We start from the raw sequence: 15,868 nt of genomic DNA on the forward strand, positions 1-15,868 counted from the left end.
ACGGATGCGACTCCACCTGCGTCTCCTGCTGCTCCCCCTGGTGCTCACGCTCTGTCTGTCCGCCCCGCGCGCCTTCGCTCAGGAGGAGAGCGACGGGGGCTCCGAGGAGGACAAGGCCGCGGAGCATTTCGCCGCCGGCCGCAAGCTCTACACGCAAGGAAAGTACAAGGAAGCGATCGAGGAGCTCCTCAAGGCCTACGAGCTCCGCCCCGCTCCCCCGATCCTGCTGAACATCGGGCGCACCTACGAGAAGGTCGGCGACAAGCCGAAGGCCCTCGAGTTCTACAAGAAGTTCCTCTTGAAGGCGCGCACGGTGGACCCCAACCGCGCCCAGGTCGAGAAGCTCGTCAAGCAGCTCGAACAGGAGACGGGAAGCAAGGGGCCGGCAGCCGGCGGAGCCGCCGACACGCCCGCTCCGACAGGTGGCGCCGGGTCGCCCGCGGGCGAAGGAGAGGCCCCTGCCCCGACGGGCAAGGCGCAGCTCATCCACACGCCGGTGGACAACGCGAAGGTGCGGCAGCCGGTGACCATCCTGGCCGAGCTCCCCTCGCAGGTGAAGGCCGATCGGCTGTGGGTCTACTTCCGCAAGGCGGGCGAGACGGAGTTCCGGCGCCTCCAAATGGCGGCGCAAGGGGACGCCTTCGTAGCGCAGATCGCCGCGCAGCACATGACCTCCACCTCGCTGCAGTACTACGTGGAGGCCGTGCGCACCGAGGCGAAGGAAGTCGTGGCGGCGAGCACCGGATCCAAGTTCAACCCGCACATCATCGTGATCGAGGGCGGCCGCGCGCCCATCGTGGGACAGACGGGCCCCGTGGAGATCCGCTCGCCGTACCGCCTGTGGATCTGGGTCGGCGCCGCCGGCACCGTCGCGCTCCTCGGTGGCGGCATCGCCATGGCCCTGCTCGCGAGCAACCGGTCGAGCGCCGTCCAGACGCTCGCCGAGGACAGCTGCAAGGGAGGCTGCGCCAAGGATCCCCCTGTCGCCGCGCCCACGAAGCCCTTCGACGAGCGCGCCCAGGGCTGGGAGAGCGAAGGCAAGGCCTTTGCCGCCACGAGCGCCGTGCTCCTCAGCTTCGGCATCGCGGCCGCGGGCGTCACCGGGTACCTCTGGTACCGCGACCGGAAATACGTCCGCGAACAGCGCGCGAATCTCGCGGCGGGCCCGCGGCCGAACGTCGTGCGCTTCCTCGCGGCGCCGTGGGCCTCACCCAGCGGCGCTGGCTTCGTCGGACGCATCGACTTCTGACCTCGCCACGAACGCGGCGACGCCTCCCCCTGCCATAGGAGACCTCATGCTCTCACGCCCCTTCGTCTCGGCCAGCTTCGCCCTGGGCGTCGTCGGGTGGCTCGCCGGCTGCTACAGCCCGGATCTCGGGATCACCCCGTTCCGCTGCGCCGCCACCGGGCAACCCTGTCCGAGCGGCTACCTCTGCGACCCGCGCACCAAGGTCTGCACGCGAGAGGATCGCGTGGTGGACGCCGCCCCCCCGGACGCCCGGATCCTCTCCGACGGCGAGAAGCCCTCCAAGGACGGCACCTTCTACCTCGACGGGGCGGTGATCAAGCCATCCAAGGGCTGCGCCGACGAGACCAGCGAGCCGAACAACACGGCGGCGACGGGCACCCCGCTCCTCGGCACGGGCAAGATCACCGACTGGGAGATCTGCTACCCGGGAGACGTGGATCACTACGCCATCTCGCTCAAGAAGGGGCAGAAGCTGACGGTGAGGGTGCGCTTCGTGCATGCGAAAGGGGACCTCGACGCCGCCCTGCTCGACCCGGGCGGGAACGTGGTTCGCACGGCCCGTGGAGAGAAGGACGACGAGGAGATCACCACCCCCCCGGTCCCCGCGGACGGGAACTACACTCTCGGGGTGGAGGGCTTCGGCAGCGCGACGAATCGCTACGACCTTGAAATCGGCATCGAGTAGCGCCGCGCGGCCGGGGTGGATTTGACACCCTGCCCTCTCGCTGTTAGCCTCATTACACCCTTAGATGTCGAACACTTGCCAGCTTGGTGCGCCTGGGACCTGGTCGCTGCGACGGCGGGCCTGCCCAGGCCAGCGCAACGAGGCGTGAACAAATGAGCCGCTTGGGTGAACTGCTCGTCCGCGAGAACCTCATTTCCGCGCAGCAGCTTCAGGAGGCCCAGCGCGAGTCCTCCAAGACGGGGGGCCGCCTCGGCTACAGCCTCACGCGGATGGGGTACATCGCCGAAGCGGACCTCACGAACTTTCTGAGCAAGCAGTACGGCGTCCCGTCGATCAATCTGAGCGAGTTCGACATCGACGAGGACGTGATCGCGCTTATCCCGAAGGAGGTGGCGCAGAAGCACCGCTGCATCCCGGTCAACCGCGCCGGCGCCTCCCTGATCGTGGCGATGGCCGACCCGGCCAACATCTACGCCATCGACGACCTCAAGTTCCTCACCGGCTACAACATCGAAGTGGTCGTAGCCTCCGACGCCGCCGTCGAGGAGGCGATCCAGCGCTACTACGACCGGGTCAACTACTCCGAGGTGATGGAGGGCTTCGACGAGTCGGAGATCGACTTCTCCGACGACAGCGACGACATGAACGTCGTCGATCTCGAGAAGGCCTCGGGGGAGGCGCCGGTCGTCCGGCTCGTGAACCTGATCCTCATCAACGCCATGAAGAAGGGGGCCAGCGACATCCACATCGAGCCGTACGAAAAGAAGCTCCGGGTGCGCTACCGCATCGACGGCGTCCTCTACGAGGAGATGAACCCGCCGCTCAAGCTCAAGAACGCGCTTGTCAGTCGCATCAAGATCATGAGCTCGCTCGACATCGCCGAGCGCCGGCTGCCGCAGGACGGGCGCATCAAGCTGAAGCTCGGCAAGGGGCGCGAGATGGACTACCGCGTCTCGGTCCTGCCCACCATGTTCGGCGAGAAGGTCGTGCTTCGACTGCTGGACAAGTCGAACCTGCAGCTCGACATGACGAAGCTCGGCTTCGACCAGAAGCCGCTCGACGACTTCATGAAGATGATCCACCAGCCCTACGGCATGGTGCTCGTCACGGGGCCGACGGGGTCGGGCAAGACGACCACGCTCTATTCGGCCATGTCGGAGCTGAACAAGACCACCGAGAACATCTCCACCGCGGAAGATCCGATCGAGTACAACCTCCCCGGGATCAACCAGGTGCAGATGCACGACGACATCGGGTTCAACTTCGCGACGGCGCTCCGCGCCTTCCTTCGCCAGGACCCCGACATCATCATGGTCGGCGAGATCCGCGACTTCGAGACGGCGGAGATCGCAGTGAAGGCCGCCCTCACCGGGCACCTCGTGCTCTCCACGCTCCACACGAACGACGCCCCGTCGACCGTCAACCGCCTCCTCAACATGGGCATCGAACCCTTCCTCGTCACGGCCTCGGTGAACCTCATCCTCGCCCAGCGCCTCGCAAGGAAGGTCTGCGCCGATTGCAAAGAAGAGACTCCCTCGAACCCGCAGAGTCTCATCGACATGGGCATGGCCCCCGAAGACGCCGCCTCGGTTCGTATCTACCGAGGCCGCGGCTGCCGGACCTGCAACAACACGGGCTACAAGGGGCGCCTGGCGCTCTACGAGGTCATGACGCTCCACGAAGAGCTCAAGGAGATGGTGCTCCAGGGCGCCTCCACCGCCGAGCTCAAGGCCGAAGCGATCCGCCTGGGAATGCAGACGCTGCGCCAGGCGGGCATCAAGAAGATCATCGAAGGCATCACTGCGCCCGAGGAGGTTCTGCGGGTGAGTGCGTCCGACTAACGGAGCGACGGTCACCATGGCGAACCTGCACCAGCTACTCAAGGCGATGATCGACAAGGGGGCGTCGGACCTCCACATCACCACGGGCTCCCCCCCGCAGCTGCGGATCGACGGCAGCCTCGTGCCGCTCCGCATGCCCCCGCTCACTCCGGTGGACACGAAGCAGCTCTGCTACAGCATCCTGACGGACGCGCAGAAGGTGCGTTTCGAGGAGGATCTGGAGCTCGACCTCTCCTTCGGCGTGAAAAACCTCGCCCGCTTCCGCTCGAACATCTTCATGCAGCGCGGCGCGGTCGCCGGGGCGTTCCGTACCATCCCCTTCAAGATCCTGTCCTTCAACGAACTCGGCATCCCGCCCATCGTTGGGGAGCTCTGCAAGAAGCCGCGCGGCCTCGTGCTGGTCACGGGCCCCACGGGGTCGGGCAAGTCCACCACCCTGGCCTCCATGGTCGACAAGATCAACAGCGAGCGCCGCGAACACATCATCACGATCGAGGATCCCATCGAGTACCTGCACCCGCACAAGGGTTGCGTCGTGAACCAGCGCGAGGTCGGCTCGGACACGAAGAGCTTCAAGCGGGCGCTCAAGTACATCCTGCGCCAGGATCCGGACGTGGTTCTCGTCGGTGAGATGCGAGACCTCGAGACGATCGAGGCCGCGCTGACCGTCGCCGAGACGGGCCACCTGGCCTTCGCCACGCTGCACACGAACTCCTGCGTGCAGACCATGAACCGCATCATCGACGTCTTCCCCCCGTACCAGCAGTCGCAGGTCCGCGCGCAGCTCAGCTTCGTGCTCGAGGGCGTCATCTCGCAGACGCTGATCCCGAAAGGCACCGGCCAGGGACGGGTGCTCGGCGTCGAGATCATGGTCCCCAACCAGGCGATCCGGAACCTGATCCGCGAGGACAAGATCCACCAGATCTACTCGCAGATGCAAATCGGGCAGGCCAAGCACCAGATGCAGACCATGAACCAGTCGCTCTGCGCGCTCTACCTCCGGCGGCTCATCACCGTCGAAGAGGCCCTCGGACGCAGCTCCGACCCGGACGAGCTCCAGACCATGATCGCGAACGCCGCGAAGGCCTCTCCCGGCGGTGGTGGCGCGGGACAGCAGCCGCCGGTGCGAAGGTAGCCTGGCCCCTTCCGCCCGCGCAGCCCGACTTTCGCCTGGTCTGCCCCCCCCTTCTCTGGGAAAATATCTACGTAACCGCTGAAGGATCGGCAGACGGACGGGGATGCTTTCCCCACACCCGTCGTACTACACCAGGGTAGCGGACGAGAGACCGAGGCGGCGCGCAGTGACTATGCACCCATCGATCCGACAGACCGTCCGCGCCGTGCAGCGACGGCTCCGGGTGCAGCGCTCCCTCGAAGCGGCGATCACGGCGACGCTCGCCTCGCTGCTCGGGGCTGCGGTCCTCCTCTTTCTCCTCAAGGCCGGGTTGCTGGGCCCCCGGCACCTCCTCCCCGCCCTCGGGGTGCTCGCCGCGCTCCCCCTCCTCGCCGCCCTCGGCGCGGCGCTGCGACGGATCCCGCCGCTCCACGCGGCGCAGCTCGTGGACCGAACCCACGCCCTGCACGACCGGCTGAGCACCGCCTTCGAGTTCAGCAGCGCCGCCGAGCGGACCGACTTCATGCGCGCCCAGGTCGAGGAGGCGGTGACGCACCTTGCCCACGTCCGCGTCGCCAGAGCCGCCCCGTGGCGCTGGCCGCGCGACGCCCGCGCCTGCGGACTCCTCGTGCTCCTGGTCGTCGCGGTCGGCCTCGTGCGCTTCCCCACCGGGCAGCCCCCGATCATCGAGGGCAAGGTTCTCCCGCGGCTCTCAGTGGATCCGCAGGAGCTGGACCCGCATCGCGCGCTGGTGCGGCAGCTCCAGCAGGAAGCGCTGAAGGCGCGCCAGCCGGAGCTCGAACGGCTCACCGCCGACCTGAACAAGATCTTCGACCAGCTCGAGAAGAAGGAGCTGACCCGCAAGGAGCTCTTCGCCAAGCTGGCGGAGCTCGAGCGCAAGGTGATGGAGGGCCTCGACGGCGACTTCGACGAGGTATTGAAGAAGCTCCGCAAGATGGCCGGCGAGCTCGAGAAGGACAAGCTCACGAAGGACCTCTCCGAGGCGCTGAAGCAGGCCGACCTGCAGCGCGCGAAGGAGGAGCTGGAGAAGCTGGCCAAGGATCTCGAGAAGCTCCGCTCGGAGGAGCAGAAGCGGCTGTCCAAGACGCTCTCCCGCTCGGCCCAGCAGAAGCTCGACCAGCAGGATTTGCAGAAGAAGGCGGAGCAGCTGCAGAACGACATCCGTCGCCTGCAACGCCAGCTCGAGCAGAAGGGCAAGAACCCGGGGCAGGCCAAACGACGGCTGGAGCGCAATCGGCGAGAGCTCGAACGGCTCAATCGGCAGCGGGAACGGATGGCCAGCCAGCAGCGGGAGCTCGAGCGCTTGAACCGTCAGCTCCAGCAGGCGGCTGCCGCGCTGCAAAACCGCCTCAGCCCGGAGGCCATGAAGGCCCTGCAGAAGGCGGCCCAGCAAATGAGCCGCTTCGCCGAGCAGCTATCGCGGATGCAGCTCATGGGCAAGGCCCAGGGGCAGATCATGGACCTGAAGGAGTTCCTCCGCCGCCTCGGGCAGTCGGGGGGCAAGATCTCGAAGGCCCAGCTGAAGGACTTTCTCGCGCGCGCCGGGGGAAAGGACGGCCAGGGCAAGGATGGCAAGGACGGCCAGGGCAAGGATGGCAAGGGGCAAAAGGGGGTCCTGCTCGACCCGAACGGCAAGGACGGAACGATGGTGATGCCGGGGGGGGCGATGGGACAGCGGCCCGGACAGGGGCCCGACAGTCCCAACGGCCAGCCGGGCGACGGGATCGGCAGTGGCACCGACCCGAACACGCGAGGCGATCCGACGCACCTCAAGAGCCGGCGCAAGGACGTCTTCGTGAAGGGGATGGAGAGCAAGGGTCCCACGCGCAGCGAGGTCATCCTCGGCGCCGCGGAGAAGGGCTTTTCGACGCAGAACTATCGCCGCGTCTACCGGGACTACACCCACATCATCGAGGACGTGATGAAGCGAGAGGAGGTTCCTCTCGGCTATCGGTACTACGTCAAGCGCTACTTCGAGCTGATCAAGCCTCGGTAGGCGCACGGCCCCGAGAACGCCCCCCGCGCAGTCACGAGGAGCGGCCGCTCGGCCCAGGACTGGCACCGCCGGGGAGCCGGCGGGATGAGGAGATGAACCGATGTCCGAAGCGCTCGCCACGCGGCCAGCAGAGGAGCTCGTAGCCGACTTCCGCGCCGACGTCCGACGGCTGAAGCTCGAGGTTGGGCGCGTGATCGTTGGCAACGACGCCATCATCGACGGGGTGCTCGCCTGCCTCCTCACGGGAGGCCACGGCCTCCTCGAGGGGGTCCCCGGCCTCGGCAAGACGATGCTCGTGCGGACCGTGGCGCAGTCGGTGGACCTCTCCTTCTCGCGCATCCAGTTCACCCCCGACCTGATGCCGGCCGACATCCTCGGGACCAACATGATCGTCGAGGACTCGTCCGGCCACCGGAAGTTCGAGTTCCAGCGCGGGCCAGTCTTCGCGAACGTGGTCCTGGCCGACGAGATCAACCGCGCCACCCCCAAGACGCAGTCCGCGATGCTCGAGGCCATGCAGGAGCAGCGCGTGACCATCGCGCGCAACACCTACGCCCTCGAGAAACCCTTCATGGTCCTCGCCACGCAGAATCCGCTCGAAATGGAGGGGACCTATCCCCTCCCCGAGGCGCAGCTCGACCGCTTCCTCTACAAGCTGAAGGTCGAGTTCCCCGACCGGGACGAGCTCCACGCCATCCTGGACCGAACGACCAGCACCGAGGAACCCCACGCGCAGCCGGCGCTGAGCCGTAACCGCATCCTCGAGATGCGCGACACGATCCGCCAGGTCCCCGTGGCTCGGCTGGTCCAGGACTACGCCATCCGGCTCTTGCAGGCCACGCATCCGAACCGGGCCGAGGCCCCCGAAGCCGTGCGGAAGTTCGTGCGCTACGGGTCGAGCCCCCGCGGCGCCCAGGCGCTCCTCCTCGGGGCCAAGATGCGTGCGCTCCTCGACGGACGCTTTTCCGCCTCGACCGACGACATTCGCGCGGTCGCGCACGCGGCGCTGCGGCACCGCCTCATCCTGAACTTCGAGGGCGAAGCGGAGGGACTGAGCACCGACTCGGTCATCGACGACGTGCTGAAGAAGCTCCCCGAGGAGGCGAAGTAGTTGCGCCGTCGCGCAAAGGCGACGGGGACCGCCTCCGTCACGCGCAGCGAACTCTTCAACGAGGAGTTCCTGAAGAAGCTGGAGTACCTCCACATCGTCTCGCGGAAGCTCTTCTCGGGGCTGAATCGCGCCGAGCGCCGCACGCGCAAGGTCGGATCGGGCGTCGAGTTCGCGGACTACCGTGACTACGCCGCGGGCGACGACTTCCGCTACCTCGACTGGAACGTCTACGGCCGGATGGATCGCCTCCTCCTGCGCCTCTTCGAGGAGGAGGAGGACCTGCACATCTACTTCCTCCTCGACACGAGCGATTCGACCCAGCTCGGTCAGCCGCCGAAGCTCCACTACGGCATGCAGATCGCCGCCGCGCTGGCGTACGTGGGCCTCGCAAACCTGGACCGCGTCAGCGTCGTCACCTTCGCCGACGGCCTCCGTGACCGCCTCGCCCCCGCCCGCGGCAAGGGACGCATCTTCAAGGTCTTCGAGTTCTTCCGGAACGTCGAGCCCGGAGGCCAGACGCGCCTCGCGGCCAGCCTGCGCGCCTTCGTGCACCAGAACAAGCGGCGCGGCCTCGCGGTCCTCATCTCGGACTTCTACGACCCGGCGGGGTACGAGGAGGGGCTGAACCTGCTGCGCCACAACCGCTTCGAACCGCTCGTGATCCACCTTCACGACCCGCGCGAGGCGCGGCCCTCTCTCGTCGGAGACCTCCAGCTCATCGACTGCGAGACGGGCGAGGTTCGCGAGCTCACCGTCTCCCCGCGCCTCCTCAAGGCCTACGCGGCCGAATACGAGCGCTACTGCGCCGAGCTCCAGGAGCACTGCACCAAGAAGCAGATTCCCTTCTTTCGCGCCGACACCCAGCTCCCCTTCGACGACCTCGTCCTGCGCATCTTCCGCCGTGGGGGCTTCCTCAAGTGACCTTCCTCGGCCTGCCGCTCGCGAAGCTCCTCCCCCTCTTCGCCGTGGCCGCGGGCGCGGTCACCGTGCTCTACATCCTCAAGCTTCGGAGGCGACGCGTTCAGGTCCCGTTCGCCAAGCTCTGGCAGCGGGTGCTGAAGGAGAAGGAGTCCACGAGTCTCTTCCGCCAGCTGCGGCGGCTGCTCTCGCTCTTGCTCCAGCTCGCCTTCTTGCTGCTCCTGACCGGCGCCCTCGGCGACCCTCGCTTTTCCGCCGAACGCGTGGACGGCCGGCACATCATCGTGCTCGTCGACGCGAGCGCCTCCATGCGCGCCACCGACGGCGCCCCGGGCACGCGCCTCGACCAGGCGCGCGACCAGGTGCGAGCGCTCGTCCGCGGCCTGGGAGGCGCCGACGCGATGATGCTCGTGCGCATGGACACCCAGGTGACACCGCTCACCCCCTTCACCGGCGACGAGGCCCTGCTCCTGAAGGCGCTCGACGCACTGGATCCGGCCGACACCCGCGCCGACCTCGCCCGGGGCCTCCAGTTCGCCGGGGACGCGCTTCGCGGCAAGACCAAGCCGCTCCTGGTGCTCGTCGGGGACGGCGCGTACGACCGGGCCGTGCTGGCCTCCGTGCTCCTCCGCGACAAGGGCGCGGCCGCCTCTCCCACCCCCACGGACTGGCTCGATCGCATCGACCTCCGCGGCGTGCAGGTGAGCTTCCTCCCCGTCGGGGCGAGTCGCGACAACGTGGCGATCGTGGCCTTCAGCGCCCGCCGCTACGCCACCAACAAGCTCAGCTTCGAGGTCTACCTGGAGGTAGTGAACTACCGCGACCGCCCCACCGAGGCGGATCTCCAGCTCCTCAGCGACGGAGAGGTCACGGAGGTGCAGCGCCTGCGGCTCAAGGCGGGGGAGCGGGCCCGCTATACCTGCGGGCCCGAGGACCGCAAGGGGAAGAAGCGTGCTTGGTGCGAGATGGCCGCGAGCGGCGAGCTGCTGGAGGCCCGCCTTCTGCCCCCCGGATCGAGTGGTCGGGAGTCCCCCGGCGCGCTCGACGCCTTTCCCCTCGACGACCGGGCCTACGCCCTGCTCCCCAAGCGCAAGAAGCAGCACGTCCTCCTCGTCTCGGACGGGAACCTCTTCGTCGAAGGGGCGCTGCTGCTCGACGACAACGTCGAGCTCGCCAAGGTCGCACCGCGCGCGTACTCGCCACGCGCGCTCAAGGGGATGGACGCCGTCGTCTTCGACGGCTTCTACCCGCCCACGAAGGAAGCGCCCCGACTGCACACGCTGCTCCTGAACCCGCCCGAGGACGCGGGGCCCTTCGCCACGACGGGGCGCCTGCAGGCGCCGCTCATCACCGAGCAGAGCGCGAAGCACCCCGTGATGCGCTGGATCACCCTGAAGGACACGAACATCTCCAACGCGACGAAGTTCTCCATGGCGGAGGGCGTCGAGGTTCTCGCCGCCAGCTTCAGGGACCCCGTGATGGTCGCCCGCGCCGTCGGAAACCTGAAGACCGTGGCGTTCGGCTTCGACATCAAACGGAGCGACCTCCCCCTGCGCGTAGCCTTCCCCATGCTGGTCGTCAACACCTTCAACTGGTTCTCGGGCGACACGGAGGGCCTCGTGACCACCTACCGCACGGGCGAGAGCTGGAGGGTCTCCCTGGCGGCTCTCGGCAGCGCTGCCGAGCTGCCGGCGCAGGCCCAGGTCACGGATCCGGCGGGCGAGACGCGCTCGACGCCCATCCAGCAGGGAGCGGTCGTGATCTACGGACGACGGGCCGGCGTGTACACGATCGCGGTCGGGGACAAGACGATGCGCGTCGCGGGTAACCTCGCCGACGCGACGGAGTCCGACATCCGGCCCCAGCGCACTCTCGCCCTCGGCGGCCAGACGCTGGAGCGGCCGCGGGGCTTTTCCGGCGGCCTCCGCAGGGAGATCTGGATCTACCTGCTCCTCGCCGCGGTAGCCCTCACCTTCCTCGAATGGCACACCTACAACCGACGGGTGACGGTGTAGCCATGCGCTGGTGGCAGCGAGTCGGCCTCGCGTCCTGCTTCACCGCGCTCCTCGGGGCGGCCTACTGGTTCCTGCTCCTGCGGCGCGGCGTCTCCACGGTCGAGTTCCATCTGGCCGGACAGACGATCGAGCTCCTCGCCCCTCGCTGGCTGGGACTCGTCTGCGCGCTCCCCCTCCTCTGGCTGGCCAAGAGCGCCTCGCTCGTGGACCTCTCCGCGCTCCAGCAGGCACTCTCCGTGAGCGTCCGTGCGCTCCTCGTGATGCTCCTGGCCCTGGCTCTCTCTCGCCCTTCCGTCGCGGCGCACGAGGACCGCGTGAGCGCGGTCTACCTCGTGGACGTCTCCGAGAGCGTCTCCGACGACCAGCTAGCCGCGGCTCGCGAAATCGTCAACCAGGCGTGGCGCAACCGCGGCTCGAACGAGGTGCAGCTCATCACCTTCGCGCGGCGCGCCGAAGCCGTCCGCTTACCCCCCGAGGCCGGGGAGATTCCGCCCATCGTGCGCCACAAGGGCCCGCGAGCGAACGAACACTCCGACCTGCAGGCGGCGATCCAGCACGCCTACGGCCTCTTTCCGCCCAATCGCATTCCGCGCGTGGTCCTGATCTCCGACGGGAACGAGACCGACGGTGACGCGATCGGCGAGGCCCATCGCGCCGCAGCCCGACGCGTCCGTCTGCACGTTCACCCCCTCCCACCGCGCAAGCTGAAAGAGGTCTTGGTGCGGGACCTGGCCCTCCCGAAGGAGGTCCGGATGGGGGCCCCCTTCGAGCTCACCGCCACGGTCTACAGCACGCACGCGGAGAAGGTCGCCCTCACCCTCTACAAGGACGAGTTCATCAACGGACTCGAGGGGCGCAAGAGCGTCGAGCTTCTGCCCGGAAAAACCGTCGTGACCTTCAAGTCCATGGTGCGGGAGGCCGGAGTCGTCAACTACCGCCTCACGATGACGGGGGTGAAGCAGGACACCTGGGCCTCGAACAACACCGCCTCGGCCATCCTCCCGGTGCTGGGTCGTCCGAAGGTCCTCTACGTGGAGGGCGAGCCTCTCTACGCCGGGTACCTGCAGCGAGCCCTCCAGACCGAGAAGATCGACGTCGTGGTCCGCGGGCCTTACGGCGTGCCGAGCTCGGTGGCCGAGCTGGCCAAGTTCGACCTCGTGATCATGAGCGACGTGCCGGCCATGTACGTCGGCCTGGGCCAGATGGCAGCGCTTCACACCTACGTGCGCGACCTGGGCGGTGGGTTCATCATGACCGGCGGGCAGAACTCCTTCGGCGCGGGGGGCTACTACGGCACGCGGCTGGAGAAGATCCTGCCCGTACGCTTCGACACCGAAAAGAAGAGCGACCAGCCATCCCTGGCACTGTGTCTGGTCATCGACCGCAGCGGCTCGATGAGCGGCCCGAAGCTCGAGATGGCCAAGGACGCGGCGAAGGCTACCACCGAGCTCCTCGGCAGCGCGGACATGATCTCGGTCGTCACCTTCGACAGCGTGGCCTACGTGAACGTGCGACTGCAGCGCGCAGCCAACCGGCTCCGCATCTTGAACGAGATCGCGCGCATCACCTCGGGAGGCGGGACCAGCATTCGCCCCGCGCTGCAGGAGGCCTACAACCAGCTCCAGAGCGCCAACGCCAAGGTCAAGCACGTCATCCTCCTCTCCGACGGGCAGGCCTCGTACGGCGGCATCGCCGAGCTGGTGGACGAGATGTCCTCGCACAAGATCACCGTCTCGACGGTGGGCGTGGGTTCCGGCACCGATCGCACGCTGATGCAGATGATCGCGGAGCGAGGAAACGGGCGCTTCTACTACACGAACGACGCGAACAGCATTCCGAAGATCTTCACCAAGGAGACCACGCAGGTGGCCCGCTCGGCGCTGGTGGAGGAGCCGATACGCGTGCACGCGCTCAAGGCCGCCAACGTGCTGCGTGGCATCGACCTCGCGTCGGCACCGGCGCTGCGTGGCTACGTCAGCACCAAGCCAAAGCCCCTTTCCGAGACGATTCTCGTCAGCCAGTACGGCGAACCCATCCTCGCCACCTGGCGCGTCGGCCTGGGCCAGACGGCGGCCTTCACGAGCGACGTGAAGAATCGCTGGGCCGTGGACTGGCTCCGCTGGCCGGGGTACACGCAGTTCTGGGCGCAGCTCGTGCGCGAGGTGATGCGGCATCGCATCCAGCGCAGCTTCGAGATGCGTACGCGCGTCGGCCAGGGGCTCGTCCGCCTGACGGTGGACGCGGTGGACCGCACCGACCACTTCATCAACGGGCTCGAGTCGGAGGTCTCAGTGCTCGACCCACGAAACCCCGGGGCGAAGCAGTCCTTCGCGCTGCAGCAGACGGCGGCGGGTCGCTACGAGACCTCCTTTCGGCTGCGGAAGTACGGCGCCTTCCTCCTTCAGGCGCGACACAAGGTCGACGGCAAGGTCGTAGCGGAGAGCCTGTCGTCCGTCTCCGTGCCGTATCCCAAGGAGTACACCGACCTCCTGCCGGACACCCGACGACTCGAGCGGCTGGCGCGGATCGCGAATGGCCGGGTCAACCCCTCCCCCGCCGAGGTGCTGTCCGCGGACGGCGCACGCATCCGGTACACCAAGGACCTCTGGCCTCTCGTGCTCTACGGAGCGCTCGGGCTCTTCCTGCTGGATGTCCTGCTGCGGCGCGTGCGCCTCTTCGGCTACCGGGCCGAGAGGATGTAACCCCGCGTCTTTCCCTTGACACCGTGGGCCGCCCAGGCTAAAGGTGCTTCCCGACCTGCTCGCAGGTCGTCCGGGGCGTAGCGCAGTCTGGTAGCGCGTTCGGTTCGGGACCGAAAGGCCGGAGGTTCAAATCCTCTCGCCCCGACTCAGGTTAGCTAGCCCGCCGCTTCACTGCTCTGCCCGCCGCACCGGCGACGCATCTCCGCCATCCTCTCGGCGTAGGACGAGGAGCTCAGGATCCCCGTCCCCGAGACGAGCACGGTTGCCCCGGCGGCCGCGACCTCGGCCACGTTCTCCAGAGTGACGCCGCCGTCCACCTCGAGTTCGATCGAGCGTCCCGCCTCGTCGATCATGCGGCGGGCTGCCCGCAGCTTCTCGAGGCTCGCGGGGATGAAGCGCTGGCCTCCGAAGCCCGGGTTCACCGACATGATCAGGAGTAGATCGATCTCGCCGAGGACCCACCGAACGCCCTCCAGCGAGGTGCTCGGATTGAGCGCCACCCCCGCGCGCTTGCCGAGCTCCCGGATCGCGGTCAACGTCCGGTGCAGGTGAGGGCACGCTTCCACGTGCACCGTGAGAATGTCCGCCCCCGCCTCCGCGTATCGCTCCAGGTACCGGTCCGCGTCGGCGATCATCAGATGCACGTCCAGGGGCACCGAGGTGGCCCGCCTCAGCGCGGCAATGAGCGGCGGCCCGAGCGTCAGGTTGGGCACGAAGCGACCGTCCATCACGTCCACGTGCAGGTAGTCGCACCCGCCTTCTTGCAACGCGCGCGCCTCCTCTCCGAGGCGCATGAAGTCGGCCGCGAGAATCGAAGGCGCCAGACGAACAGCCATGTCACTCACTCCGCTAGCAGGTTCACGGCTCCCTCGCGCGTCTTCCGCAGCCGGGCGAGAAAGAAGCCGTCCGTACCGTGGCGGTGGGGCCAGAGCCTCACCCACGGGCCATCGCGCAGTCCATCGTCCCAGGGGGCGCCGCGCGGGGGAAACGGTTCTGCCGCCCCCCCCGCACCGTCGAGAAACCACGCCATCTGGTCCGGTCCCTCCTCCTCGGTCGTCGTGCACACGCTGTAGACGAGCACGCCACCCGGCCGCAGCAGGCGGAAGACGGAGCTCAGTAGCTCCCGCTGTAGTCGCACGAGTCCGCGCAGCGAAGCTGGCTCCCAGCGCCACTTCAGCTCGGGGTGGCGCCGAAGCACCCCCAGGCCGCTGCAGGGCGCATCGAGCAACACCCGGTCCACGGGGCCGTCGGCGAGGGGGTGTGGAGCCGTCAGGTCCACGCGCCGAGCGTCGCAGTGCAGGCCCAGGCGATGGCAGTGGTCGGCGAGCACCTCGAGCTTCCGTTCGCTGGAGTCCGCCGCGATGACGCGCACCGACGGATCGACGGCCGCCAGCTGCGTGGCCTTTCCGCCCACGCCCGCGCACGCGTCCAGGATCCGCTCCCCGGCCTGCGGATCCAAAAGAGGTGCCGCGAGCTGCGCCGCCTCGTCCTGTACGGTCCACGCCCCGTCGAGAAACGACCGGCTCCTGAAGGGCTGATCCAATCCGCGCACCTGCAGCGCCAGGGGGGAGAAGCGTCCGCGCGTCGCCTGCGCCCCCTCTGCCGCAAGCCGACGCTCCACCGCTTCGACGGTGCACTTCGGACTGTTGCAGCGCACGGTGAAGGGAGCCCGCTCGAGCTGCGCCTCCGCCAGTCGCCGCGCCTCGTCGAGCCCCAGCTGGCGTACCCACCGCTCCGCCACGTCGTCGGGGACCGAGTACTGTACGGCGAGTCGCTGCGGCCCGTCGGGAGGCAGCTCGCGATCGCGGTCCTCCGCTCGCACGTGCCGCAGCACGGCGTTCACGAAGGCCGCCACGCGGTCTCCACGAAGGCGGCGCGCCGCGTCTACGGCCTCGTGCACGGCTGCATGGTCCGGGACGCGTCCGAGCCAAAACAGCTGAAATACGGCCAACCTGAGCACGTCCAGGACCTCTGCGTCCATCCGCTGAAGCGGTTGACGCGCGTGGAGCGAGAGGACGTGGTCGATGAGCCGGCGGTGGCGAAGCACGCCGTACACGAGCTCCGTCGCGAGACCGCGGTCGGCGGCTTTCAGCTCCCTCGCCCGGTCCAGGGCCCCCGACAGCGCGAGGTTCGCGAATGCCTGGTCGCGTCGAACCCGCTGCAGAACCCAGCGGGCCAGACTCCGAGCATCTTGCGCGTACGTTTCTCCCACGCGA

The 15,868-nt window shown here is 68.0% G+C and carries 11 protein-coding genes and 1 tRNA gene; 10 read left to right on the top strand and 2 right to left on the bottom strand.

The window, feature by feature from the left end:
• Positions 1-4 precede the first annotated feature (4 nt).
• From IT371_19200 to IT371_19245, 10 genes are all read left to right on the top strand, one after another.
• Positions 5-1,249, top strand: a complete 1,245-nt coding sequence (locus tag IT371_19200) for a tetratricopeptide repeat protein (GenBank protein ID MCC6749801.1) — start codon at positions 5-7, stop codon at positions 1,247-1,249.
• A 46-nt stretch (positions 1,250-1,295) separates the two neighbouring features.
• Positions 1,296-1,934: a PPC domain-containing protein gene (locus IT371_19205; protein ID MCC6749802.1), complete on the top strand. Its 639-nt coding sequence runs from the start codon at positions 1,296-1,298 to the stop codon at positions 1,932-1,934.
• Between the two features lie 152 nt (positions 1,935-2,086).
• Positions 2,087-3,775: a type IV-A pilus assembly ATPase PilB gene (gene pilB, locus IT371_19210; protein ID MCC6749803.1), complete on the top strand. Its 1,689-nt coding sequence runs from the start codon at positions 2,087-2,089 to the stop codon at positions 3,773-3,775.
• Positions 3,776-3,791: 16 nt separating this feature from the next.
• The gene (locus IT371_19215) at positions 3,792-4,910 is read left to right on the top strand and encodes a type IV pilus twitching motility protein PilT (protein ID MCC6749804.1); all 1,119 of its coding nucleotides are present in this window, start codon (positions 3,792-3,794) and stop codon (positions 4,908-4,910) included.
• A gap of 172 nt (positions 4,911-5,082) precedes the next feature.
• Positions 5,083-6,906 (top strand): hypothetical protein, encoded by a 1,824-nt coding sequence (locus tag IT371_19220; protein MCC6749805.1) that lies wholly within the window; start codon positions 5,083-5,085, stop codon positions 6,904-6,906.
• Between the two features lie 100 nt (positions 6,907-7,006).
• Positions 7,007-8,017 (top strand): MoxR family ATPase, encoded by a 1,011-nt coding sequence (locus IT371_19225; GenBank protein MCC6749806.1) that lies wholly within the window; start codon positions 7,007-7,009, stop codon positions 8,015-8,017.
• Positions 8,018-8,938: a DUF58 domain-containing protein gene (locus IT371_19230; protein ID MCC6749807.1), complete on the top strand. Its 921-nt coding sequence runs from the start codon at positions 8,018-8,020 to the stop codon at positions 8,936-8,938. It abuts the gene before it with no gap.
• Positions 8,935-10,950 carry a VWA domain-containing protein gene (locus tag IT371_19235; GenBank protein MCC6749808.1) on the top strand — a complete coding sequence of 672 codons (2,016 nt, stop codon included), beginning with the start codon at positions 8,935-8,937 and terminating at the stop codon, positions 10,948-10,950. The genes IT371_19230 and IT371_19235 overlap by 4 nt, the downstream gene beginning before the upstream one ends.
• 2 nt (positions 10,951-10,952) lie before the next feature.
• Complete coding sequence (locus IT371_19240) at positions 10,953-13,652, top strand: VWA domain-containing protein (protein MCC6749809.1); 2,700 nt, start codon at positions 10,953-10,955, stop codon at positions 13,650-13,652.
• Between the two features lie 71 nt (positions 13,653-13,723).
• Positions 13,724-13,797: transfer RNA gene (locus tag IT371_19245), tRNA-Pro, on the top strand.
• A gap of 10 nt (positions 13,798-13,807) precedes the next feature.
• Here the strand turns inward: IT371_19245 and IT371_19250 are convergent.
• Both IT371_19250 and rsmB read right to left on the bottom strand, forming a co-directional pair.
• Positions 13,808-14,488 (bottom strand): ribulose-phosphate 3-epimerase, encoded by a 681-nt coding sequence (locus tag IT371_19250; GenBank protein ID MCC6749810.1) that lies wholly within the window; start codon positions 14,486-14,488, stop codon positions 13,808-13,810.
• A gap of 5 nt (positions 14,489-14,493) precedes the next feature.
• Complete coding sequence (gene rsmB, locus IT371_19255) at positions 14,494-15,864, bottom strand: 16S rRNA (cytosine(967)-C(5))-methyltransferase RsmB (protein ID MCC6749811.1); 1,371 nt, start codon at positions 15,862-15,864, stop codon at positions 14,494-14,496.
• Positions 15,865-15,868 lie beyond the last annotated feature (4 nt).

The organism is Deltaproteobacteria bacterium, assembly GCA_020848905.1.
Classification (GTDB): Bacteria; Myxococcota_A; Polyangia.

Excerpts from the sequence above, each read along its gene's own strand:
- IT371_19200 (MCC6749801.1), top strand. The coding sequence starts at position 5 with ATGCGACTCCACCTGCGTCTCCTGCTGCTCCCCCTGGTGCTCACGCTC.
- IT371_19205 (MCC6749802.1), top strand. The coding sequence starts at position 1,296 with ATGCTCTCACGCCCCTTCGTCTCGGCCAGCTTCGCCCTGGGCGTCGTC.
- pilB (MCC6749803.1), top strand. The coding sequence starts at position 2,087 with ATGAGCCGCTTGGGTGAACTGCTCGTCCGCGAGAACCTCATTTCCGCG.
- IT371_19215 (MCC6749804.1), top strand. The coding sequence starts at position 3,792 with ATGGCGAACCTGCACCAGCTACTCAAGGCGATGATCGACAAGGGGGCG.
- IT371_19220 (MCC6749805.1), top strand. The coding sequence starts at position 5,083 with ATGCACCCATCGATCCGACAGACCGTCCGCGCCGTGCAGCGACGGCTC.
- IT371_19225 (MCC6749806.1), top strand. The coding sequence starts at position 7,007 with ATGTCCGAAGCGCTCGCCACGCGGCCAGCAGAGGAGCTCGTAGCCGAC.
- IT371_19240 (MCC6749809.1), top strand. The coding sequence starts at position 10,953 with ATGCGCTGGTGGCAGCGAGTCGGCCTCGCGTCCTGCTTCACCGCGCTC.
- IT371_19250 (MCC6749810.1), bottom strand. The coding sequence starts at position 14,488 with ATGGCTGTTCGTCTGGCGCCTTCGATTCTCGCGGCCGACTTCATGCGC.